This is a genomic window from Bacteroidota bacterium (assembly GCA_016711505.1).
In the GTDB taxonomy this organism is placed as follows: Bacteria; Bacteroidota; Bacteroidia; order AKYH767-A; family 2013-40CM-41-45; genus JADKIH01.
Map to the genome: position 1 here is coordinate 23,098 of JADJSV010000002.1, position 25,209 is coordinate 48,306.

Genomic DNA, 25,209 nt, shown 5'->3' on the forward strand with positions numbered 1-25,209 from the left:
TTCTTATTGTGATCTTAGTGATCTTAGTGTTAATATTTATTCGACTTCCAATTACCATTAAGTCTATCGAAACTACGCATTCTTTGGCATTCATCTATGAGGAAAATCACTGTTTTGTCAGATATTATAATAATCACAATTAAAACAACTGCAAATTTCTTTTACAAATCAATACCTGCAAATTGCAAATCGTTTACGGTTCATCAATTCCTAACAACTCCACCTCCACATGCCTATGATGCGCATTCACCTGAAATTCGTGAATGATCTCCAGGATGTCGAAGTCGATTTGCTGACAATCTGTTCCGTCGAAAGTGACGGCTGAATAGTTTTTTATCTGGCCGAGAATTGAACGCAGTTTTACTTTATTCAGAAAAGTGACACTGCTGTCGAGTTTGATGGTAATGTGTGTTGTGTCGTTTCGCTTTTCAGTTGTGACTTTGAATTCCTGATGATAATTGTTTTTAATGATAAAGAGTATTGCAATAAGTGTTCCTATTCCAACGCCTATGAGCAAGTCTGTCATCAGGATCAGAATGATGGTGACGATAAACGGTAAAAATTGTTTGAAGCCTGTCTTGTAGATCTGTCTGAATAATTTTGGTGGGGCAAGTTTGAATCCTGTTATAAGTAAGATTGAAGCAAGCACTGCTAATGGAATTTTATTGATCAGAAGCGGAGTTAGAATAACGGCTATCATCAGCAGAATTCCATGAGTGAATGATGCAAATCGGGTTCTTGCTCCGGCATCGATATTTGCAGCACCTCTTACAATGACGGCAGTGATCGGAATCGCACCGATCAATCCGCAAACTGCATTTCCGATTCCATGGGCGATCAGTTCTCTGTTCACCGGTGTGATCCTGTTTTGCTTGTCGAGTTTATCTATTGCTTCAATACACAACAACGTTTCAAGTGTTGCAAGTATTCCGATTGTAATTCCATTTTTCCAGACCTGTGGTTGAGAGATCACAGACCAATCTGGAAAAATAAATCCGCTGAAAAATCCTTCCTGAATCGTTACTCTGTGAATTCTTTCCGAATGTGATTCCGGGATGAGAAACAGGCTGATCAACGTTACCACTAATACGGCAACTAATGCGGCAGGAATGAATTTGATCTGCTTGAGTTTCGGTAAACTGAAACCGATAAGTATTACAAGTGAAATAATTGTCAATGCAATTGTTGCCGAAGAAAGATGCTGATTCAGATTTACAAAGTTGCTGATGATGTGTGATGTCGAGAACAAATTTAAAAATCCGCTGTTCCAGAAATCGGGCATGTCATAACCCAGAGCAATTGGAAGTTGTTTGCTGAAAAGAATGATACCAATAGCAGCAAGCATTCCACGAATAACTGCAGAAGGGAACAGGTTGGCCAGTCCACCCGCTTTTATTAACCCTAAAGCGATCTGAAATAATCCTGCTATTACCAGACTGACGAGAAATCCACTAAAACTTCCTGTCGTAATAATTGCTGCAGCAACCACAGTCGATAATCCCGCAGCGGGACCTGAAACACTTAACTGTGAGCCGCTTAATATGGAGACAAGAATTCCGCCCACCATTCCTGCTAAAAGTCCGGATTGATATGGCGCACCGGAGGCAAGGGAAATTCCCAGACATAGCGGTAATGCAACGAAGAAGACAGTGAAACCCGCCGGAAGATCATGCTTCAGCCATAACTTGAAAAAAAGTTTACTCTTGCTGACGGACTTTTTAGTAATAGAAATTGTACTCACAGTATTGCAAAACTAGTCAAACAGCCCCCCGGCGCACTGAGGAAAGTCAGGTTTTTGTAAAAAGCTTTCCTTGGACTAATCTAATCTTCATAGAGATTTTGCCTTTATCGGGTTGTGGTTTTGTAACAGTAGTGTCATAAAAATCAAGTGGTTTTTTCAAAAGGCTCAAAATCAGATTTTCTCCAGACTTCAATTGCAACTTTGGTTCAAATATCATATGAGTGACTGATTTTAGTCATTCAAAACACCTTAAAATCAAGGTTTATTTGTTCTACAATGAATATAGCACTAATCCTTCATGACAATACTATGACATCTAAAAACGCGTTAAATCGACCTTTGCACGCGGATAAAAATGATGCAGACTTGTATTTGTTAAAGACAATTGCCTTTACTCATAAGAAGACTCCTATAAAGGAGCTGAATCGCTTTTTCCTACATGAGGAGAACAGAAGAGAGCGCCTGGAATATTTGAAATTTTCCTGCGATATCGACGAGATCTTTTATGTAGCGACTTGTAATCGTATTGAATTCTTCTTCACTACCCATCACGTTTTAGACACTAATTTCCTGCGAAAATTCTACCGTCACTTCAGAACTGACTGGAATACGGAAGAAGTTGATTTCGCCTTGAAGTATGGTGAGATCTATGAAGGTGAAGATGCATTACGTCACATCTACCGTGTTGCTTCATCACTGGATTCATTGGTGATCGGCGAAAGAGAGATCATTACACAAGTAAGAAAATCATACGACACATGTAAAGACGAAGGTCTGACAGGTGATATGTTACGTTTAGTTGTGAAGAGTACGATCACAACAGCGAAACAAGTTTATACTGAAACAAAAATTGCAAACAATCCGGTTTCTGTCGTTTCTCTTGCAGAAAGAAAACTTCGTGATTACAAACTGGATCGCAATTCAAGAATACTCATCATCGGTTCCGGTGAAACGAATACCAATTTTTCAAAATACCTGGTGAAACAAGGGTTTACAAATTTCACTATCTTCAATCGTACTGTAGGCAATGCAGAAAAACTGGCGAAGATCATTCAGTCTTCAACTATCAAAGCTACTGCACATACACTTGAGCAATTGAGTTCTTATGATGGCGGATTTGATGTGCTTGTTACCTGTACTTCTTCTCCTGAAAAAATCATTACATCTGAATTGTTTGCAAAGCTGAAAGGCACAGATTCGAATACAAAGATCATTGTTGATCTTTCTGTTCCGTCGAATGTTGCACAGGAAGTGCTCGAAGCAAACAAAGAGAATGTTATCGATGTAAATGAACTGAAAGAGATCGCTTCTGCTAATTTAGAAGAGCGTCAGAGTGAATATGTCGCTGCAGAAGAGCTGATCGAAGAAAACATTGTGAACTTCCGTCATCTATATCGCACACGTTCACTGGAATTGAAAATGAAAAATGTTCCTGAAAAGATCCGTGAGATCAAGGACAAAGCTATGAATGATATTTTTGCACAGGAGATCGGCGAGCTCGATGAGCATTCGCGTGAACTTTTGGGTCGTGTTATGGATTATATGGAAAAGAAATGCATTTCTGTACCGATGGTCATGGCTAAAGAGATCATTCTGGAAACGACCAACTGAAATCAACGTTAAGGGTTTCAAAAATACAGGACCTGAAACCTGAAACCTGCAAACCTTCAACAATCAGTTAAAGGTTTGCAGGTTTCATGTTCCAGGTTTCATTTTTAAATAGAACTTTACAAATGCGTTCACCACTTATAATAGGCACCAGAGGAAGCGATCTGGCTCTGTGGCAGGCCAACCACGTTAAATCTTTACTTGAAGAATCCGGTTTGAAATGTGAGTTGAAGATCATCAAAACACAAGGTGATAACATACAACATCTGAGTCTGGACAAACTTGAAGGCAAAGGTTTTTTTACAAAAGAAATTGAAGAAGCATTATTAAGCGGCGAAACAGATATCGCTGTACATTCTCATAAAGATCTTCCAACTGAATCTCCTGAAGAATTGATCGTCGCTGCGGTTTCTCCACGCGAAGATCCGTCTGAATTATTATTGATCAGAAAAGAAGCAGTTGATTCAAGAAATAAATTTTCATTGAAGCGGAATCCGCTTGTCGGAACGTCTTCAGCCCGGCGCAAAGCACAGTTGTTGGCATTTCGGTCAGACATTGAACTAAAAGATCTCCGTGGGAATGTACCAACACGTATAAATAAATTACGCGATGGACAATACGATGCAATTCTTTTAGCAGCTGCAGGTGTTGAGCGACTGGAAATTGATCTGAAGGAATTTCACGTAGAACATTTAAGCCCGAAAGAATTTACTCCTGCACCTGCACAAGGTGTACTGGCAATTCAGATCCGTAAAGGTGAAAAAGAATTGTTTGATCATTTGCAAAAGATCAATGACAAAACTGTAGCGGTTACAATTGGTATTGAAAGAAAAATACTGAACTTGTTTCAGGGCGGATGTCAGATGCCTGTTGGTGCTTATGCTGAATATGACGACGAAAATGAAATGTTTTCTGTCAGAGTAAGCAAAGCTGCTGCATGGGATACAATGCCCGTTTCTGTTTATTCAGAATCAAAAGATCCGTATGTTTTAGCTGCAAGAGTTGTAGAGAAAATTGCTGCAATAAAACCTGCAACGGTTTTCATTACAAGAACTGACAGAAGAGATGATTATCTTCAGTCTGTTGTTGAAGGAAATGGCTTTAAGTTTAGCGGTAAGGCATTGATAGAAACAAATCCGATAACAATAAAATCATTGCCTTCTTGTGACTGGGTATTTTTTTCCAGTAAAAATGCAGTGAAATATTTTTTCGAACAGCACCCTGCTCTGACTGATCAGAAATATGGTGCAGTAGGAAAAGTTACTGCTGATGCAATTCGTCACTACGGAAAGCGTGCAGATTTCATTGGCTACGGAACAGATACAAGAATGACAGGGAAACAATTTGCTGCTAAAGTGGGAAATGGAAAAGTTCTTTTCCCTCAGGTAAAAGGAAGTTTGCGAACGATTCAGCAACAATTTGTAAAACATGATCAGGTTATCGATCTCCCTGTATATGAAACTATAAAAAGAAATGATGGTGATATGCCACAGGCAGATATTTTAGTTTTTACATCACCATCAAATGTAGAAGCGTGGTTTGAAAGATTCACCATCAGTAAAGATCAGAAAGTAGTGGCTATGGGCGATGCAACAGCACACGTCTTGGGTCAACATAATATTCACGGCTGCAGCAAACCTGATACGTTCGACGATGCAGGATTAGCGCGTGCAGTGTTTTCAATTTCATCGACTAAATAATTTTATTGCCATGATCATCCGTCCACGCCGTTTAAGAAGAAATGCAATCGTCAGAGAGATGATAGCAGAAACCCGTCTGTCAAAAGACATGTTCATCTATCCATACTTTGTGATCAAAGGAAAAAATATTGTACAGCCGATAACTGCTATGCCAGGTGTAAGCAGATTTACCGTTGATACATTGCTGATCGACGTAGAGAAAGGATTGAAATCCGGCATCAACAAAATTTTATTATTCGGAGTCGGCGAAGAAAAATCGGAAGATGCACATTCAGCACACGATTCACATACTGTTGTTGCCGAAGCAGTACGTGAACTGAAAGCGAAATTCGGAGATACGATCTATGTCATTACAGATATTTGTCTGTGCGCCTATACAGAAAGCGGTCACTGCGGACTGATCAAAGACGATTACGTCGACAACGACAGTTCACTCGATGTACTTTCAAAGATGGCCCTCACTCATACCCAAGCCGGCGCCGACATGGTTGCGCCGAGTGATATGATGGATGGAAGAGTAGCTGCGATAAGAGCATTGCTCGATATGAACGGTTATGAGAACACACCGATCATGTCGTACTCCACCAAGTTTGCATCAGCCTACTACGGTCCATTCCGCGAAGCAGCCGATTCAGCCCCCGGCAAAGGCGACCGCAAATCCTATCAGATGGATTCGCGCAATTTACGTGAAGCCGTAAGAGAAGCCGTCATCGACGAACAGGAAGGGGCAGACATGGTTATGGTAAAGCCTGCGCTTGCATATCTGGATGTCATCCGTGCCGTCCGCGAAGCGACATCGGTGCCATTAGCATGTTATAATGTTTCAGCAGAATACACCATGGTAAAAACCGCTGCAGCAGCGGGTTTGATAGATGAGCAGAGAATTGTGATGGAAAATATGTATGCATTTGCGAGAGCGGGGGCGGATGTGATAATTACATATCATGCCCGCGACATTGTAGAAAACGGCTGGCTATAGCAAGTCTCTTCTGACTTACTCTTTTTTTTAGGTCAAGGGTCAAAGGTCAAAGGTCACGCAGTACGACTTCTCATAGCCTGCATTCCACCTCCAAATCCCGCAGGGATATCTGCGGATTTTCTGCGTCTTCTGCGCAAATCTGCGGGAGATAAATCCACCTGAATTATTTCTGGCAGAATTACGTTTGCCATGTCAGCCCCGTAGGGGCGACCTGTTTGTAGAATGTAATTCGTCAAGGTCCAAATAGCCCCGTAGGGGCGGCCTGTGATTTGCCGAGCAACCACCTATGAAATATATATATTTGCATGAATCAATTAATCAAATTGATTTTTTTTTCAATTCCAGGTCTACATGAATTCACAGGTCGCCCCTACGGGGCTGATCGAATGTCCTTCCATTCCATTCTACAAACAGGTCGCCCCTACGGGCCTGTGTTATTAATTAACTATAGTCTTACAAAAACTAACACTTACATTAATTCACTCAATCCCGTAGGGATTTCTGCGGATTTTCTGCGTCTTCTGCGCTCCCGATAGCTATCGGGATCTGCGGGAGATAAATCCACCTGAATTATTTCTGGCAGAATTACGTTTGCCATGTCAGCCCCGTAGGGGCGACCTGTTTGTAGAATGTAATTCGTTAAGGTCCTATTAGCCCCGTAGGGGCGGCCTGTGATTTGCCGAGCAACCACCTATGAAATATATATATTTGCATGAATCAATTAATCAAATTGATTTTTTTTTCAATTCCAGGTCTACATGAATTCACAGGTCGCCCCTACGGGGCTGATCGAATGTCCTTCCATTCCATTCTACAAACAGGTCGCCCCTACGGGGCTGTGTTATTAATTAACTACAGTCTTACAAAAACTAACACTTACACTAATTCACTCAATCCCGCAGGGATTTCTGCGGATTTTCTGCGTCTTCTGCGCAATTCTGCGGGAGAGAAATCCACATGAATTATTTCCCCGCAGAATTGCGCAGAAGACGCAGAAAATCCGCAGATTTTTTTTTGTGAATTAAATCACCTGCTACCTTGACTTTTACCCACTTTGTTTGTTAATCCGAAAAGTGACCTTTGACCTCTGACCTTTGACCTTGTTTGTTTGAAAAAAAACAGTCGCCAATCGCCACAGGAGCCTCAAAAAACCCTATATTCACCCCAGTAATTCTAAAAAAATCCCCATCCCAATTATGGAACGTCAAAATGAGGTGTTGGACAATGTGATCATCAAATTTGCCGGTGATTCAGGTGACGGTATGCAGCTTACCGGAACTCAATTTACCAACACAGCTGCGTTGTTTGGAAATGACCTGAGTACTTTTCCTGATTTCCCCGCTGAGATCCGTGCCCCGCAAGGGACGCTAGCCGGAGTTTCCGGTTACCAGTTGCATTTCGGAAGTGTTGAAATATTTACTCCCGGCGATTTTTGCGATGTGCTTGTTGTTATGAATGCAGCAGCATTGAAAGCAAATCTGAATTTCCTTCGCAAAAGTGGAACGCTTATCGTTAACACCGATGGCTTCGATCCGAAAAATTTACGTCTTGCAAATATTCCTGAAGCAGAAAATCCGCTGGAGAATCATTCGCTGGATAATTATAAAGTGATCAGAATGGACGTGACGAAAATGACACGTGCCGCTCTGGAAGGTTCTGACCTTGGTGTGAAAGAGATCGATCGCGCGAAGAATATGTTCGTACTGGGATTCCTGTACTGGATGTATAACCGTGAGATGACTCACACATTGAAATTCCTCGAAGAGAAATTCGGAAAGAAACCGGATATCCTTGATGCGAACGTAAAGGTGTTGAAGGCAGGATACAATTTCGCTGAGACGAGAGAAGAAATGAGTACTCGTTACACGATCAATCCTGCGAAGATCGCTGCGGGAACTTACCGCAACATGATGGGTAACCAGGCTGCTGCACTTGCATTGATCGCTGCATCACAAAAATCAGGACTACAATTATTTTACGGAACATATCCGATAACACCTGCATCCGATATTCTTCACGAATTATCGAAGCAGAAAAATTTCGGAGTAAAAACATTTCAGGCAGAAGATGAGATCGCTGCTATCTGTTCTGCTATAGGCGCAAGCTTCGGCGGATCGTTAGGCGTGACGGCATCATCAGGTCCGGGTATCGCTTTGAAAGCGGAGGCCATGGGACTTGCATTGATGCTTGAACTTCCATTGGTGATCATCAACGTACAACGTGGTGGACCATCGACAGGATTACCAACGAAGACAGAACAGAGTGACTTGATGCAGGCATATCACGGAAGAAACGGTGAAGCACCGATTCCTATCGTAGCAGCAGCAACGCCATCAGATTGTTTCAATATGGTGTATGAAGCATGTCGTATTGCCATCATGTCTATGTCGCCGGTGATCATGTTGTCTGACGGATACATTGCCAATGGCGCCGAGCCATGGATGTTCCCGAAAGCATCAGACTTGAAACCGATTCCTGTAAAGTTTGCAAAAGAAAAAAATGCAGGCGAAAAATTCCTTCCATACAAACGTGATGAAAATCTTTCGCGTCCGTGGGCAATTCCGGGAGTGAAAGGTCTTGAGCATCGTATTGGTGGAATTGAAAAGCAGCACGAAACAGGAAACATCAGCTACGAAGCAGCGAACCATGAGTTCATGGTTAAGATGCGCGAAGCGAAAGTGGAGAAGATTGCTGACAATATTCCTGCACAGGATATAGAAGTAGGAACCGACAAAGGGAAATTACTGATACTTGGTTGGGGAAGTACATTCGGAGCCATCAAGAGTGCAGTGCTTCAGGCACGCGCAAAAGGTCTGGATGTATCGCATGCACACGTTCGTTACATCAAACCTTTCCCGAAAAATCTGGGCGAGATACTATACGGTTTCGAACACGTCATCATTCCTGAATTGAACAGCGGACAATTGATCAAAATTCTTCGTGATAAATTCCTAATTCCTGCAGAAGGGCTGAACAAAGTGCAGGGAATGCCTTTTACAGCGGAGGAAATCCTGACTAAGATCGAAGCTCATTTTGGAAATGGTAAGTTGGTAAGTTGAGAATGAAGTGACAATTACTATAATTAGAAATGAAGTAGAGTGAAGTGAAATTATAAAGTAAAAAGAGAAGTAAAAGGAAGTAGAATAGTTTTACCTGTTACTTCTCTTCACTTCTACTCACTAAAAAGTCACCAAATAGTAATTAGTAAAAAAATCAAAAAAGCCAAAAGGCTTAAAAAATATAAAGTATGGATCCAGTAGTAGAAAAGTTCACAAACAAAGATCTCGTAACCGATCAGGAAATCAGGTGGTGTCCCGGTTGCGGCGATTACTCCATAGTTAAACAAGCACAAACGGTAATTCCTGAGTTGGGAATACCACGTGAAAATATAGTATTCATTTCCGGTATCGGATGTTCTTCGCGTTTTCCGTATTATATGGAGACGTATGGTATGCATTCCATTCACGGGCGTGCGACAGCGATTGCGAGTGGACTGAAAGGTTCGCGTCCGGAGTTGAGTGTATGGATCGTGACCGGTGATGGTGATGCATTGTCTATCGGTGGTAATCACACGATCCACATGTTACGCCGTAATTTCGACGTGAACATTTTATTGTTCAACAATGAGATCTACGGATTAACGAAAGGACAATACTCACCGACATCAGAGCAGGGAAAAGTAACGAAGTCGACACCGATGGGTTCGATCGATCATCCGTTCAATCCGATTGCGCTTTGTATGGGAGCAGATGCAACGTTCGTTGCAAGAAGCATGGACCGTGATCCAAAACATCTGCAAGCGATCCTACGCCGTGCAAACGATCACAAAGGTGCCAGCTTCGTAGAGATCTACCAGAACTGCAACGTATTTAATGATGGAGCTTTCGAAGTCTTCACAGAAAAATCGTCGAAGAAAAATTTTCATGGAAAACGGCAAGCCGTTGATCTTCGGTGAAAACTCCGACAAAGGAATCCGCCTTGACGGTTTCACTCCAACCATAGTAGACCTCACAGCCACCGGCGCATCCGCCAACGACATGTGGATCCACGACGAGACCGACAGAGTAAAAGCCGGCATCCTCAGTCGTTTCTTCGACAATCCTAAAAATCCAAATCATTTACCACGTCCGTTCGGTGTGTTCTATGTTGAGAAAAGGGAGTGTTATGAGGATTCGATGACTAAGCAGATTAATGATGCTCGCAGCAAAAAGGGCGACGGGGATCTTGATGCTTTGTTGAGAGGGCGGGAGACTTGGACGGTGAATTGAGGTGTATAAAATTTACTAAAATGGTTTTGTTTAATCAATTTATTTAGTGGAAACGGAAGATCTTTGTAAAATTAAAATCTCTAGACTTAATAATTTTGGACAGGCCAAGTCATTGAGAGTAAATTATGTGAAATTCTTAACGAAATTAAAAGTGATAGACATAAAGCTTATAGCTATTATCTTAGAGGTTTATATTTAAACAATGACTCCAGATACACTCGGAAAGAAAAAATTGCCAATTGCTTTGTTTGCGGGCTCTTTGAAAACGGAAGAAGCAGAGAGTTTTTAAGGAATATAGTTTTCTGCATTCTTGATATTGATAAATTAGGGAGTGAAAAAACTAATTGAGGCAAAGGAATTTTATTAAGAGATTCATTTGTTTTTGCCCTATGGAATCTCTTCTAGAGATGGTTTAAAGGGTCTTGTTTATTTTAAAATATGAATTTGATTTAATTGATTTAGATATACATACTGTGCATAAATTGCATTTATTCAATTGCAAAATTACTTTATTCAACAATATGGAATAGTTTTAGATAAAAGTGGAAATGATATTACAAGGCCTTGTTTTTTATCTTATGAGCCAGATTTGATATTAAAAAAACAATTTGATCCATTTGTTGTAACTAAAGAGATTAATACTAAAATTAAAAAAGTGAAGTTTTTCATTTATCTGGAAAATCCAAGTCTCTTTTGAATGAAAGTTGTTTTGTATAGTACTTTCGAAAAAACAAAGTCTTTGATAGAAAACGATGAAAGATATTATTTCTTATCTTACCAAGAATTCTAAATCTATTACCTTCACGTACGATAATTGGCTTAAAGTAGCACTTGCAATATCTAGTACATTTAGTTTTGATGCTTGATCTAAATATTTTATTCAACTTAGTATGTTAGATAAAGATAAATACAACGAAGGAATTGTTTGAATTTACTTATTAATTGTTATTCGAATTCTAGAGGTCAAATAGGTTTTAACACAATAATACATTTGGCATGTGAATTAGGATTTAAATATAAAAATATAAACGCGGGAAGTACCTACATGGCGTAGAATTCTCTAAGGTCATGAATGTCACTTGTTAATCGGGAGGAGCTCCCAATAGTTTGAAAAGCCAATGACTTTGTCAGATTATGGTAAATCAATCAGGGACTTTCCGCTTTTTTGTACTAGGAAAAATTAGATGAATATTTTACAGATGAAAAATAATTCTCATTTTATGTAGGATTAGAGCTAAGCTTGCTAAACAAAGAGGCCAAAAACATCTAATTCATTTGCTTTCGGCTGATGAACATTTCAATTATCATTTGAATGCCGAGAGAAATAATAACTTGGTAAACGATGAAATTCTTCTGTTAAACAGCTTATTACCTAGCAGAAAGAAATGGAAAAAGCTGAACAAAAAAAGCAGATATTCAAGTAATGGCCAGAGAATTAATTCAATTGACAATGTTGTAAATTCTTTATTGGTAACAATTAAATTTTACAAAATAAATTTTCCCAATGAACCATTTTTAAATAGCCTAAATTCATTTATTAATAATTTACGAATGGCTATTAATTCATCGGACTATACAATAAAAAGCCCTGTAGTTTTGCCTAGACTGAAAAGCAAAATTAACAATTTTAAAATATTTGCCGACCAATATCATTTAGTTTAACTTAAAAGATAGGATAATAATAAGTTTAACAAATCAATATTTAACCGATCTTTTTTGATGATTTTTTCATTCTAGTTCATTTGCATTTAGATCAGTTCGTAGAGAAGAAGCAAAAAAAGATAGTCAATCACCACAGTGCAATTGAAGCTATTAACGAATTATAAAAAAGGTATAGAGGAAAAAGATTGTGGGTTGCTGAGTGTGATATAAGTAAGTTTTTTGATTCAGTACACCATAAAATAGTAAAGACTCAATTTAAACGAATGATAAAGTTGGTTAAAAAAACAAACCTAACGATTATGATTCAAGAGCTGAAGCTGTATTTTACAAATATTTAGATTCGTATTCCTTTTGTAAAATGTTTTGCCCTTAAATTGGGCAAATCATACGGGTATTGGGAAAGGCATAAAATGCCTTTAGGAGAATTTGGGTGTGGGTTAAGTGGGCTTGATTAAAAAGAAATATTTTTAAAAATTTTAATGTTGCAAGATTGGTATTCCGCAAGGGGGTGCACTATCTGGGTTAATTGCAAATTTAGTTCTAGATTTTGCAGACAGAAAAATGCAAAGTCTTAATGACTCAAAATTGTTATATGTACGATTTTGTGATGATATGATCATAATACATCCTTCTAAAAAGAAAGCAATTGAAGCGTCGAAAAACTTACTATAAAGCATTGGAAGAGTTGCATTTAATTTCTCATGAATTTGTTAAAATCTTGTAAATGATTCGCGTAATGCATTAAAGCAATTTTGGAATAGCGAATTGAAATCGAAGAGTCCATATATGTGGTCTTCTAATTATTCCAACAGTTTTCAATGGTTTGGATTTGTAGGATATGAAATACATTACACAGGTCAGATAAGAGTAAGGAAAAGTTCAATATTAAAAGAGAAGACAAAGCAAAAAGAAGTTGTAAATAACATTCTGAAAGCAATTAAATTTGGGAAAAGGAAGAGTGATCAAACAGTTCAAGAATCTGCAATTAATAGATTGATTGGAATGTCAGTTGGTAGGATTAATATGAATGATTTTGACAAAGTTGAAAATGATATGTGTTGGGTAAATGGATTTCTAAAGTTAAATGATAATCCACATGTAAGAGCTCAATTAAAAGATTTAGATAAATGTAGGGCAAAGCAATTTTCAAAATTGATTAGGGAGACAAAGAAAATCTCAAATGGAATGCCAATTAAAGTTCGAAATAGGATTAGTAAAGTTGCATTTTGCCCAATAAATGGAATTTCGGAAAAGCAATCGTTACAAATTAGAAATTTATTGCAAAAGAGTGAAATCCTTGACATGAATTTTTATGTAAACTCCAAAGTAGATTTTGAAGAATTAAATTGGGACTTAATTCTTGGTATAGAATTCATTGAAATTAAAGAAGAAATATTATATTTATTATTAAATGCAAAACAAATCAAGGGCCCATTATTTTACGGCAAGCCATATAGCTATTTTTATCATGTAATAGAAAAGAAGGTATAATTAATTGCAAGCATCAAAATATTGAACTTGATTTCATTTTCCAGTTCGGAAAGTTATTCGGAAATGAGCTGAGAATTTTAAATATGCCTAAAACCTCGTGTGTCATTCCCCTCGCAGTTAGGAAGATCACAAAAATTACAATTGTCTTGTGATAATAATTAATAACTTCTTGGCGTAAAGACCCTTGATGTGATGCGAAATTGAATTATTGTGCTAAACTCCGATTAACATTCAGTAGAACGGCTTAGAATTATATTTAAATAGTCTAGAACAAGATAATTATGTTAAACTTACTCCAAGTACTCTCAATTTGGCAATTGACTGGAGACTTAAAAGGAGCCTATTTATAGGCTATTTGATAATGTCAAATGGCTGGATAATTTTTGAAACGGGTGAGATCATGCTTAGTTGTTTTAATAATTTCAGAAATTATCCTGATGAAATGATTGGAGATAAGGAGGAAGGTCATGCTATTATTGGTGCAAATGATGGTGATGGAAACTTAAACGCTATTATTTACGAGTCTGGAATGGATGCTTATATAATGTCTGCTACAAATGTCATTACTGAAAAAGTGGTATCAGATTTTAAAGCTACTTGTGCATTAAAAATAAATCATCCTACATTATTTGGCTTAGAATTGTCAAAGAAAATTCCTTTTGTTTCTTCTGGATTGGAAGGGAATTGCAACTATTCTGAATCACGAATTAAATTCTTGGATAATCAATTGAGTCAAAATAGAAGATTCAGTTCTATCGATTGGAAGAATGATCCTAATGCAAAAGTATATTTATCCCAAATAACAATGGGCATAGAGATCTTTTTAAAACTTGAAAAATATAAGCATCAGCAAGAATATCGAATGGTATGGTTTTCAAATAGAGCTATAAAAGAATCAATTATAATACAGTGCCCAGAAGCTATTGAGTATTGCGAAAGGTTGATTTTTTGATAATTATAATTTTAAAAGTATTGTTTGCCTCGTTTTACCTAGAGATTAATCGGTTTTGATTTAGAATTATTATTTACATTTGTCAAGTTGTTCTCAAAACACACAGTTCTAAGATAGTTGTTCCGGAATTCAAACGTCGAACGGGTTTGGTTAAAGTTTAATAGAAGGCTTTTAAAGCAAGTTTCTTATGGATTTTTCTAATATCATTTATGTCATTCGATTCTAACTATATATTCATTCCGTTTCAAGACACTCCTTTTAATTAAATTTAAAGAAATGGTAGAAGTAATTGGTGAAACAAATCCATTATATGTCAAGGAATTAACTAATGGTGGAATTCCTTGGGATTTTATTATTCCAACAATTATTGCAATTGTTACCACATCGATTGTTGTATACGATAGAGTAAAAAAGGCAAAGATATCAGCTAAGCTTCTTAGTTTTGCTTATTCCCCGCAAGCAAGTTTTATAAGTCAAAATCTACATGGTCAACCTATTTCATTAAGTGGGCAACAGTATTTCTTGAAATTATCTTTTCAGGTAACAGGGAAGAATTATTTCTTCTCGGATGTTATGATTGATGTAAAGTATCTTAACGATAACAATATATATCGAGCGAAAATATTTTGGAATAAACCTATAACTTGAGTTTTGTTGGTGGAACAATATATGATATCAATATTCCTCAAGACGAATTTTTAGCTTTTAATAACATGCTTCCTGTAGATAAGGTTACTTTTAAGTATATTACTTTCATAGTTGAAGAAAATAGAAACAGATATAATAACTGATATTTTCATTAGATTTGATGATCCAAGTGGTAAAACCAAAAGCCTGAGGCAAATAAAGTGTTTGAAACAGATACATTAAGAATGCTCTTTGACAGAGAAATATTTATTCAAAGATAAATTAAATTTGAATAATATAAAAAAGGTAAACTTAACTCATCAAGAGAATTTCAATAGGGGATTTAGTTGGTCGTTACTAACTCGAATGAAATTTAGTTTTTCGTTTTAATTTTAAGGCTGGAATAAGCTTTCTAAATAAAACTTTTAATAAGTATACTAATGGATAAATGCAAGTTATTCGAATACATTTCCGAAGAAGTATGGAACATCATTTCTGAAAATCATGAACAAGGGAATAGATTGGATGAAAGAGGTATTACAAGCCTAAATATTATTGGTGAAATTCAGTCTATTATTCGAAGTCAAAAATATTTTCTGTATTTGCACAAAAATCAATAAAGGAGACTAAAAGAGGGGGGTGATCTTGAGCTATATGTCGAAAAAGTCATAACCAATTTCATAGAATTCTTCTTCAGTCAAAAATAATGGAGATTAATAGGGACTTTTAAAAAGTTGAATAAGGAATCAGGCCGATCGGGAATAAAACAGTATGATACACTTTCTTCTTATGCGAAAGAAATTAATTCAAAAGCATTGTATTTAATGTATAATGGTTATCATGGATTTAAGTGTAGCGAAACGGATTGTGCTGGAAATCATGACGAAAAGCAATATGGTTGTGCTATTCTAGAGGTGAATTATATTAAAACTCATTGTGAAAAAATATAAACGGTGTATTAGGAAATGAAAATTGCCCAAAACCGTATGGCAAACCTTGAGATTTTTAACCTGTTGTATTGATAATGGAATGGAAGAATTTAAGCTATATAGAAAGGATGAAATAGATATGGATCCTTTCTTTAAAAAATTATTTGCACCAGAAGATATAATTAGTTATGCAACTCCGCAGCAATTCGGTAATAATATCAGAACTATAGAAAATAATAGCATCCAAAAAAAAGGGATGGAATCCAGCTGGGAGAGTAATAATTAGTCAGAAAAAATGGAAATAAATCCTGATGGAACATTGGAAATATAACTACATGCAAGGCTGATATTTAATTATACATAACCTTTAACCATACTTTGCAATTAAGCAAACGAAAATAATGCTTCTAACGCATGCTTGGTGAAAGTTATGCATAAGTTTTCCAAGCCTTTTGACATCAAGTGAATCAGTTATACGATACTCAATCGGGTAATTCGTACGATTCAAGAGTACGACGTGCCCGGCACCAAGGCTAACCATTAATCGTTATTGTATTTACAGATTTCTAAAATTAATCGGTTTTCAACCACTGCCAATTTATTTAATCATGGAGAAAACAATCAGATGAAACACGACCTGGTGATTTTATATGGGTGTTTGCTACAAAAGAAAGAATGTACTATCTTCGATTCAGTGGAATAGGGTGCTCGGCAAAAAGGCTAAACGTTATGTGGAATGCTTTCGCTTATTAGGTTACATTATTATTAAATTCAACGTAAAATGAAAAATTATTTAATACTTCTTTTTCTCTTTGTGATTGGAAATGGAACAGCGCAGAATATTCACATACCTGATACTAATTTTAAAGCAGCACTTGTTGGCGACTCTATTATTAACACCAATGGCGATGGGGAAATACAAACAACAGAGGCAAGTTTTTTTTCGGGTGGAATAAATGTAAGCAATAAAATGATTTCTGATTTAACCGGTATTGAAGAATTCACAAGGATTACCTTCTTAGATTGTTCATACAATGATCTTACGAGTTTAAATGTGACAGCAAATACCGCTCTTACCAGTTTGTTCTGTAATAATAATTATTTAACCAGTTTAAACGTAACAGCCAATACTGCTCTTGCTCAATTATTCTGCTACGTTAATCAGCTAACAGGTCTGTATCTTCCTTCCGGTACAAATCTTACTGATTTACGATGTTCGGTCAATCAATTAACAAGTTTAGATCTTACTGCTGATCCTGCTGTTACTTATTTAGATTGTTACAGCAATCAATTGACAAGTTTAAATCTTACTGCTAATACTGCTCTTACTTATTTAGATTGTTACAACAATCAATTGAACAGCTTAAATCTTTTGGCTAACACGTCTCTTAGTCAATTATACTGCCCCTACAATCAATTAACGGATTTAAATCTTTCCAATAATACTGCTCTTACTTTATTGTACTGTAATAATAATCAATTGATAAGCTTAGATGTTTCTCCCAACACCTCTCTTGAAAGGTTAGATTGTTACAACAATTATTTAATGAATTTGAATCTTCCCGCAGGCACATCTCTTTTTACGTTGAATTGTTACAGTAACGAATTAACGACCTTGAATTTTTCAGCTAGTACTGGCCTTGCTTATCTGAGCTGTTCACTAAATCAATTAACAAGTATTGATCTTTCTTCTAATACCGCACTTGTATCATTTGGATGCACCAATAATCTTTTAACAAGCTTGAATATAAAGAATGGCCATAATACATCAATTGCAAATTTTGCTGTTTTTAACAATCCTTTTCTCAGATGCATTGAAGTCGATGACTCCGCATATTCAAATACATCATCACATTGGTTTAAAGATGCCTTTGCAGTTTACAATACCAATTGTAGTACGGTAGGAATAGAAAGTAATTTGAGCTCTTCTTTTCAGGTTTATCCAAACCCTTTTCAGAATCAAATAAAAATAAGTAACGCAGAAAAGGAGAGGCAATTCTTTATGACATTGCCGAGAAAGAAATTCTTCGTCAAGCTATATTTGGTGAACAAGCAGAACTCAATACAGTAATACTGTCTTCGGGTTTTTATATGCTTCACTACTCAGACGGAAAGACGACTGCTAACTTTAAAATGTCGAAACCGTAATCGGGAGAAGCACATTTGCGCTAATATTAGATTTCAAACATTTATCCATTGTCTTTCAGAGTTTATTAATAAATTTAAATCAATTTGTGGTTTTCGATCAGCTTTAACTCAGCTCGAGAAACCAGGTGAAAAAGGATTTTTGATGATCTGTTGACCAATAAATGTGATTATAGAAGGATATGTTTGCGGACGGAAGGATAAGTGGTAATTATTTTTGTACTTTCGATTTCGAAGTTATCAAGCAACATTCCTCTTAGGAAGCTTTACGGCAAAATGATGTTTTTATGGCGGAGCGATGTCTGATAACTTGGTCCAATAAAAAATAATATTTGGAATGAAGCAAATAATTTTCCCCGTATGCATTTTTAGTTTTCATGTTGCAATTGCAAGGGATCTTCTTTTACATGATAAACTCACCTTTGAAATAGAGAAACTTATTCAATCTCCAGAAGATTCATCTCGCCTCGTCGACATACTCGTAAAAGGTGATTCGGAAGAGATAAAGTTTTTCATGGAATCTAATAATGGTATTTATAAATATACTGTAGGAAGAATATCTTCGGTCAGAATTCCGGTTTCTAAAATTACGGCACTCGCTTCTTTGTCATCAGTTGTCAAGCTGAACTATCATGATTTTGAAAAAGATTTTTTGTGCAACGATACTGCAAGAAGAAAAAACAATGTCGATCTGGTTCAGTCGGGACATTCTCCACTCGGACAAGCCTACACAGGTAAGAATGTGATCATCGGACTCTACGAGCCACTCGACAGGCATCATCCGGATTTTCAGGATAGTCTTGGACGAACGAGAATATTGTATTGCTGGGCGACGCGTGACAGTTCAGGAACTCCTCCGTCAGGTTTTGGATATGGAACGGAATATTCTTCTGCCGACATCGACAACGGCCTGGCTGATTCAACTCTTTCAGGAACTGATCATGGAACGGCGTGCGCAGGTGTTGCATGTGGTAATTCACGTGCGAACGGACTCAGCATGGGAATGGCACCGGATGCGAATATTATTGTAGCGACCAGTCTTGTGGATGGCCTTAAATATATTTTCGACAAAGCATCTTCGTTGGGAAAGCCTTGTGTGATCAGTCTTTCTGTGGGGGCATGGAACTCGCCCTTCTCATATTTTGAACAAGGTCTTTACATCGAAATTATGGACTCTTTGGTTGTAGCTCAACCGGGAAGATCAATTGTGGTGGCAAATGGAAACACGGGAAATGAATATATGCATTATCGTTATACTTCTACTTCGGATACGTTGGAGGCATTTTCAAGTGGAATGATACTTTCCGGGGACACGGCTTTGCTCAAAGGTATCCGGTTTTCTTATTCCGCTTATAAAGATTCAATGACAAATCCTACGCCTTCATTCGTTACTCGCTTTATGAGTTTTGATTCTTTGGTTAATGAAATTGATTTTATGCTTTGCGGAGATTCATCTCTTCCTTCTTCTACATGGAACCATAAAGTTATTGCAGGAAGATTGGTCGATCAAAATTTTGGAGTCATGTATATTTTCAAGCAGCATTTATATGGACCAATATATCCCGATCATTCCATGCCGAATTGTGATTCATTAGGAACATATTTCTGGAAATTGAAAGTTACCGGACAGGGTGAAGGAGATTTTATGCGCGTCCGTACAACAGACATTGTTCCATCAATACAACAGTATCCCGATCAACAACATTACATGTTTCCTGACAACATGTGTAATCTGAATGGATATGCAGTCTCTGAAAAAGTGATCAGCGTCGGCTATGCGCAAAGCAGAGCATCTCATGTCGACTACTATGGAAATCTTGTCACTGATCCCAATGCTCATCCTGACGAGTTAACAACAAGTTCCGGTCATGGTCCTACTTTGAAGGGAGTATTAAAACCAGATATCGTTGCTACTGCGAATTATGTAATGACTGCATTGCCAATATCGCGTCAGGCAGATGCAATTGCGAACTTTCCGTATTCTGTTGATCAGGGAGCTTTCCATACTAAAGAAGGAGGCTCATCAATGGCGGCTCCTCTTGTGGCCGGAGGTGTTGCTTTGTTCTTTGAAAAATATCCGAATGCCACTTGGCTCGATGTAAAAAATGCGATCATTAATTGTCCCAAACAAGATTCATTTACAGGAACAAATCTTCCGGATAATTTTTGGGGCTACGGAAAATTTAATGCTTTTGGATTGCTTACTAATTGCGCGCCTGATTATGTTTCTGAATTGCATCAATTTTTTTCTGAAGTATATCCTAATCCGTCTTCAGATAAAGTGCACTTCAGATTAACGAGAAAAGAAAACAAGATCGATCTTTTCGTTTTTTCTTCAGATGGAAAACTGGTGCGTAAAGTTAATTCAATGACGCCAACAAACGAATTAATTGTCGATGGTCTTAATCCCGGAATTTATTTTTATCGGATCAATATAGAAGAATCAGTTGAGTCCGGAAAATTTGTTTTGATAAACTAATTGCGCGCTCGGCGAATGTTGTACGGAAATAAATACTGCATTTGAAAATTGGTGTAGACATCAAGCGTCATTCCGCCGCATCGCAGCATTGCAGTTGGGCGAATAAATAAAATCGCAATAATTAGTACTAACTTCCGGACGGAATGACACATAATGGGACAATATTGAACTAATGTTCTAAATTTCCGCTTGAAATTCTCCCGATCGGAGAAGTTACAGGAAAACATGAAATAATTTCTCATAAACAACAGGCTATATTAGTTTTAGAGATAAAAGTAATTGTTTCCTTAAAAATTAAATTATCAATGAATATAAAAAAGATTCGGAGAGCAAGAATTTTTACGTTGATTATATTTTTTGTTTGTATGTTCTGTTGCAAGGTCACAGTTTTCTACATATCATAATTTCCCCGAACAATTTGCAGCATGGGGATATCTGGAATTTGGATCGTCGTCTCAATGCGTAAATAATGTTTGTGATACTGAATTGGTTTATCAGCAATCGTTTGATATTATGATTGCAGGGAATTCATACCATCAGCTGTTTAAAGATGGAATGTATATCGGCGGTCTTCGGGAAGATAGCAGTGCTAAGCGAATTTATTATTTTCCTTTTAATGATGTAACTGAATATCTTCTATATGATTTTAACGTATCAGTAGGAGATACCGTTCATACTTACACTATCATTTGCGGTGGTATTACCGCGACTGTCACTTCTATCGATTCAACGAATCAGTTCTCTCCGGATTATCGGAAGTTCATCCATTTTCAAGCACCTGTTTCAGATTGGGTGGAAGGAATCGGTTGTGTGGGAGGACTTCTCGCTCCGGGATGCAATGGAGTTGATTTTAGCTGGGAATTGATCTGCTTTAAAGTGGATTCAAATTTAATTTTATCAGGAAGTACCCCCGCAGTTGATTGTGATATTATTAATTCGGTAAAGAACAATTCATCTGTACAGAATAAACTTTATCCAAGTATAATAGAAAGAGGGTCGCCAATGCATATTAGCATTAAAGATCCTGATGGTGCTCAGCTGATAATATCTAATACGATCGGAAAGATTATAAAGCGGGAGAAATTGAAGTCAGCATTATCTGATATTTTAACAGATGACATTCCAACAGGAATATTTACAGTTACAATTGTATCTTCAAATGGAAGAATTAGTCTGGGAAAAGTTATAGTGGTTGAAAAATAAATTTAATATGCCATCGAAAATTTGTTTCAATGATAAAATATTTTATCATGAATATTCGAAATGCAACAATAGATTAGGTCCTTAAGACTTATCTTCCCTCTCCACAAACTCCTTCAATCCACTCAATACTTTATCCCACCCTTTAACCGAGCGCTCATATCTTTCTTCTGCACCTTCGCCTTGTCCAACGTCATCGGAAATGGATAACCGGGTTTTGCCATTTTCATATGTGAGTTGATCTGTGACCGTTGAAGTTGTAGGATGATCACCGTCTGAATTAATCAGATTATATTTTAATAATTTCTCCGGTTCAATCTCTAAAATGATTCCGTTCATTTCAATTTTTTTGACCAGCATGATCCTTCCTTCAAAAATTATCGGACTTCCTTTTTTCCAATCGGAATGCACTTCACAATTGAAAAAATATTCTTTGGTCTTTTCAGGATTCGTTAGTGCGTCCCACACTTCTGCAGGAGTAGCGTTTATTGTAATTTCTTTTTTTACGATGAAATCTTTCATGCAGGTTTTTATATGTTATTTGGTAAAAAAAGATGCCATTCGCGTATTTTATTTATAACAAAAATCCTTTAAATTGTGCTATGCAAATAAGAAATGCAAACTTGAAAGATGTTGAATCAATTTTTATGATTGAAACAGCTTGTTTCCCTGCCAACCAGGCAGCTTCGTTGAATACTTTCTCCGAAAGACTAAAAGTCTACCCGAATCATTTTTGGCTTATTGAAGATGGCGTACAAATTGTGGGATTTATAAATGGAATGGTAAGCGACAACGATATTATAAAGGATGAAATGTTCAAGTATCCGGAATTGCACAATGAAGATGGAGCCTGGCAATCTGTTTTTGGACTGGCAGTTTTACCTGAGTTTCAAAATCGTGGGTTAGCGGGAAAATTGTTGGAGCATTTATTTGAGGTTTCAGCTCAAAATAAACGAAAAGGTGTTGTCCTGACTTGCGAGAAACATCTTATTTCATATTATGAGAAATTTGGATTTGTCAATGCTGGATTGTCTGCATCTGTTCATGGGGGTGATGTTTTTTATGATATGAGAAAATTATTGTAATGCCAGACAGGGTAATGATAAGAAGAAATTAACCAAGTACTTTGAAATTATGAGAATCGTTTGTTAACTTCGTTTAGCCTTATTCTGAATTTATCAATGAGCGGATTTATTCAAATAGGAATATACTGCTAAAACATTTATTAAAATGAAATATATTTTACAACTCTGCTTCCTACTCGCTTTTTCTCCGCTTTGTAACGCACAATACGTCACCATTCCGGACACTAATTTTTTAAACAGGATTAATTTGTATGTGCCATCAGCAGTTGTGGGAAACACAATTGATACAACGGATGCGGCTCTTCTTTCGCTTCAGGTTATGAGTTTGCAAAATGCAGGTATCAGTGATATTACAGGAATAGAATATTTTCATGGCTTAATTGAATTAAATTGTCAGGACAATAATCTTACTTCTCTTCCGCGGAGATTGCCTGCTTTGCAAATATTGAATGTAGGCTATAATCCGATATCCGTAATCGATACATTGCCACTTACACTACGTAACTTTTATGCTGTAAATTGTGGATTGACGGAAATTGCTTCATTTCCTGATTCAATTTCTGACCTGCTAATCGGAGTAAATAATCTGACTTCTCTACCGACCTTGCCACATTTTCTTTTCACCTTGGATTGTGGAGACAATTTGATTGACTCTTTGCCTGAACTTCCACCATTTATTCAGGTATTGGTTTGCACACGTAATCGTCCTCAGTGTTTGCCAACTTTACCGGACACTCTTCAGCAACTTTATGCCTACCAAACTGCAACTTGTTTACCTAACCTTCCCAGTCATTTGGGGTTATCGGATATCGGTTTTCAGGTTTGCGATAGTAATTTTGTTTGCCCCCCATTAACCAACAATTTTGCAAATCAAAAACAGAATTCTGAATTCGAAATATTCCCTAACCCTTCACAAGGTAATTTTACAATTAAAATGAATAGTGAAATGTTTGCAGGGAAAATGGAGTTATTTAGTTTATCGGGAGTAAAAGTATTTGAAACAACTATATTAAACACTCTGCAGTTTATAGACTATAAACTTTTACCGGGGGTTTATTTCATTCGAGTATTGGATGAAAAAAGGCAGTTGACTTCGAAATTAATTGTAAACTAGAATGAAAGACCTATCGTTTATAATAAAATATGGCCTGTTAATTTTGATTTGCCTGTCTGCTAAATCAACTCAAGCTCAATCCACAGGCTTACAATTAAAAAGCAAGCATGAATTAAACATCTCAATTTCATTCGGAGCAGCACTCCCTCTTGGTAAGTTTTCCGAATTTGTAGATCGTGATCAGTTTACATATCCTGCGAATATTATTGGTGGAGCAATGACTGGAACCAATGGTAAGATCGAAGGGCAATATTATTTCTCGGAGAAGATCGGATTTGTTTTAAGTGCAGGTAAAATTTCCAGTAAAATCAGGGCAGTTACATATGATCAGCTTTATCCCTGGAGAGGTCCGACTTTAGGTGGTGGTAGTTCTTCTGCATCGTTTGAATATAATTCCACAACTTGGAATGCTATGAATTTGCTTGCCGGTTTTACGACACGAATTAAATATGGAACTGCGAATATTGATCTGAAAATTTTAGCCGGATATCAGCAACTCAAGTCGCCTGAAATAGTGATCAATGAAGAAATTAAATGGTGGATGGGTGGTGTTGGTAGCGGGATCAATACAATGAGATCTTTTCAGAAGGGACTAATTGCTGAGAATCTTGCTTTAAATGTAGGTGCTGATCTCAAAGTCCATGTATACAAGAAAGTTGAATTGATGCTCAGTTTTAATTATATACTTTCCTCGCCGCAATACAAAAGTCAGATCGTTTATACGTATGACAAATACGAACCCAATCCGTCGCATTCAGAGACTTATGTTACTTCTGAGTTTCATAAAAGTGTTTCGTTTCTCTGTGTGAATTTTGGGGTGGGTTACAAATTGTAGACATAGGTTTGGACTGCATTTTATTTCCCGCAGATTTGCGCAGAATACCCAGAATAACCGCAGAAAAATTCAGTTGGGGATATCAAGTAAAATTATCTCGCAGAGATCTCTGCGGATTTCTGCGTATTCTGCTGATTCTGCGGGAACTAATAAAGCGTAATTATTTCTCCCGCAGATCCCGCAGATAAAGGCGCAGATAAATACGCAGATCGTGTACGCCGAAATTTATGCAGATTGTTTTTCTTGTAATAGCATTGAATATATGAAACACAAGATCTGCGATTTTATCTGCGCCTTATCTGCGGCAATCTGCGGGAAATAAACACACAGTACTTTTATCTCGCAGATAAAACCGAACTTATTCCGTATTTTCGCATATCTAATTATCAGTGGT

The 25,209-nt window shown here is 37.1% G+C and carries 18 protein-coding genes and 1 pseudogene; 17 read left to right on the plus strand and 2 right to left on the minus strand.

Going from position 1 to position 25,209, the window contains the following annotated elements:
* Positions 1 to 193: 193 nt before the first annotated feature.
* Entirely contained in the window at positions 194 to 1,741 is a 1,548-nt protein-coding gene (locus IPL24_03720) for a SulP family inorganic anion transporter (protein ID MBK8362800.1), read from the minus strand.
* 366 nt (positions 1,742 to 2,107) lie between these two features.
* Here IPL24_03720 and hemA point away from each other — a divergent pair, with 366 nt between their 5' ends.
* The 14 genes and pseudogenes from hemA to IPL24_03790 all read left to right on the plus strand — a co-directional run bounded on the left by hemA (position 2,108) and on the right by IPL24_03790 (position 21,784).
* Positions 2,108 to 3,352: a glutamyl-tRNA reductase gene (gene hemA, locus IPL24_03725; protein MBK8362801.1), complete on the plus strand. Its 1,245-nt coding sequence runs from the start codon at positions 2,108 to 2,110 to the stop codon at positions 3,350 to 3,352.
* Positions 3,353 to 3,474: 122 nt separating this feature from the next.
* Complete coding sequence (hemC, locus tag IPL24_03730) at positions 3,475 to 5,049, plus strand: hydroxymethylbilane synthase (protein ID MBK8362802.1); 1,575 nt, start codon at positions 3,475 to 3,477, stop codon at positions 5,047 to 5,049.
* Between the two features lie 10 nt (positions 5,050 to 5,059).
* A complete protein-coding gene (gene hemB / locus IPL24_03735; GenBank protein ID MBK8362803.1) occupies positions 5,060 to 6,028 on the plus strand; it encodes a porphobilinogen synthase in 969 nt (322 codons plus the stop codon).
* Positions 6,029 to 7,224: 1,196 nt separating this feature from the next.
* Positions 7,225 to 9,087: a 2-oxoacid:acceptor oxidoreductase subunit alpha gene (locus tag IPL24_03740; protein MBK8362804.1), complete on the plus strand. Its 1,863-nt coding sequence runs from the start codon at positions 7,225 to 7,227 to the stop codon at positions 9,085 to 9,087.
* A 188-nt stretch (positions 9,088 to 9,275) separates the two neighbouring features.
* Positions 9,276 to 10,296, plus strand: a pseudogene (locus IPL24_03745) (2-oxoacid:ferredoxin oxidoreductase subunit beta).
* A gap of 2,151 nt (positions 10,297 to 12,447) precedes the next feature.
* Positions 12,448 to 12,630: a hypothetical protein gene (locus IPL24_03750; GenBank protein MBK8362805.1), complete on the plus strand. Its 183-nt coding sequence runs from the start codon at positions 12,448 to 12,450 to the stop codon at positions 12,628 to 12,630.
* Between the two features lie 114 nt (positions 12,631 to 12,744).
* Positions 12,745 to 13,449, plus strand: a complete 705-nt coding sequence (locus IPL24_03755; protein ID MBK8362806.1) for a hypothetical protein — start codon at positions 12,745 to 12,747, stop codon at positions 13,447 to 13,449.
* 361 nt (positions 13,450 to 13,810) lie between these two features.
* Positions 13,811 to 14,401, plus strand: a complete 591-nt coding sequence (locus IPL24_03760) for a hypothetical protein (protein ID MBK8362807.1) — start codon at positions 13,811 to 13,813, stop codon at positions 14,399 to 14,401.
* A gap of 276 nt (positions 14,402 to 14,677) precedes the next feature.
* Positions 14,678 to 15,049, plus strand: coding sequence for a hypothetical protein (locus IPL24_03765; protein ID MBK8362808.1), 372 nt, complete (start codon positions 14,678 to 14,680; stop codon positions 15,047 to 15,049).
* Between the two features lie 951 nt (positions 15,050 to 16,000).
* Positions 16,001 to 16,243 (plus strand): hypothetical protein, encoded by a 243-nt coding sequence (locus IPL24_03770; GenBank protein ID MBK8362809.1) that lies wholly within the window; start codon positions 16,001 to 16,003, stop codon positions 16,241 to 16,243.
* 495 nt (positions 16,244 to 16,738) lie between these two features.
* On the plus strand, positions 16,739 to 18,028 hold the full coding sequence (locus IPL24_03775; protein ID MBK8362810.1) for a hypothetical protein: 1,290 nt from the start codon (positions 16,739 to 16,741) through the stop codon (positions 18,026 to 18,028).
* Entirely contained in the window at positions 17,953 to 18,105 is a 153-nt protein-coding gene (locus tag IPL24_03780) for a hypothetical protein (protein ID MBK8362811.1), read from the plus strand. Before IPL24_03775 ends, IPL24_03780 begins: the two co-directional genes overlap by 76 nt.
* A 334-nt stretch (positions 18,106 to 18,439) precedes the next feature.
* Entirely contained in the window at positions 18,440 to 20,581 is a 2,142-nt protein-coding gene (locus tag IPL24_03785; GenBank protein MBK8362812.1) for a S8 family peptidase, read from the plus strand.
* Positions 20,582 to 20,938: 357 nt separating this feature from the next.
* Entirely contained in the window at positions 20,939 to 21,784 is an 846-nt protein-coding gene (locus IPL24_03790) for a hypothetical protein (GenBank protein ID MBK8362813.1), read from the plus strand.
* Between the two features lie 81 nt (positions 21,785 to 21,865).
* Here IPL24_03790 and IPL24_03795 read toward each other — a convergent pair whose 3' ends face one another.
* Complete coding sequence (locus IPL24_03795) at positions 21,866 to 22,303, minus strand: SRPBCC domain-containing protein (GenBank protein MBK8362814.1); 438 nt, start codon at positions 22,301 to 22,303, stop codon at positions 21,866 to 21,868.
* An 80-nt stretch (positions 22,304 to 22,383) separates the two neighbouring features.
* On the opposite strand from IPL24_03795, the gene IPL24_03800 reads away from it, so the two are divergent.
* The 3 genes from IPL24_03800 to IPL24_03810 all read left to right on the plus strand — a co-directional run bounded on the left by IPL24_03800 (position 22,384) and on the right by IPL24_03810 (position 24,815).
* The gene (locus tag IPL24_03800) at positions 22,384 to 22,866 is read left to right on the plus strand and encodes a GNAT family N-acetyltransferase (GenBank protein MBK8362815.1); all 483 of its coding nucleotides are present in this window, start codon (positions 22,384 to 22,386) and stop codon (positions 22,864 to 22,866) included.
* A 145-nt stretch (positions 22,867 to 23,011) separates the two neighbouring features.
* The gene (locus IPL24_03805; GenBank protein MBK8362816.1) at positions 23,012 to 23,980 is read left to right on the plus strand and encodes a T9SS type A sorting domain-containing protein; all 969 of its coding nucleotides are present in this window, start codon (positions 23,012 to 23,014) and stop codon (positions 23,978 to 23,980) included.
* A 1-nt stretch (position 23,981) separates the two neighbouring features.
* Positions 23,982 to 24,815, plus strand: a complete 834-nt coding sequence (locus IPL24_03810) for a hypothetical protein (protein MBK8362817.1) — start codon at positions 23,982 to 23,984, stop codon at positions 24,813 to 24,815.
* Positions 24,816 to 25,209: the final 394 nt, after the last annotated feature.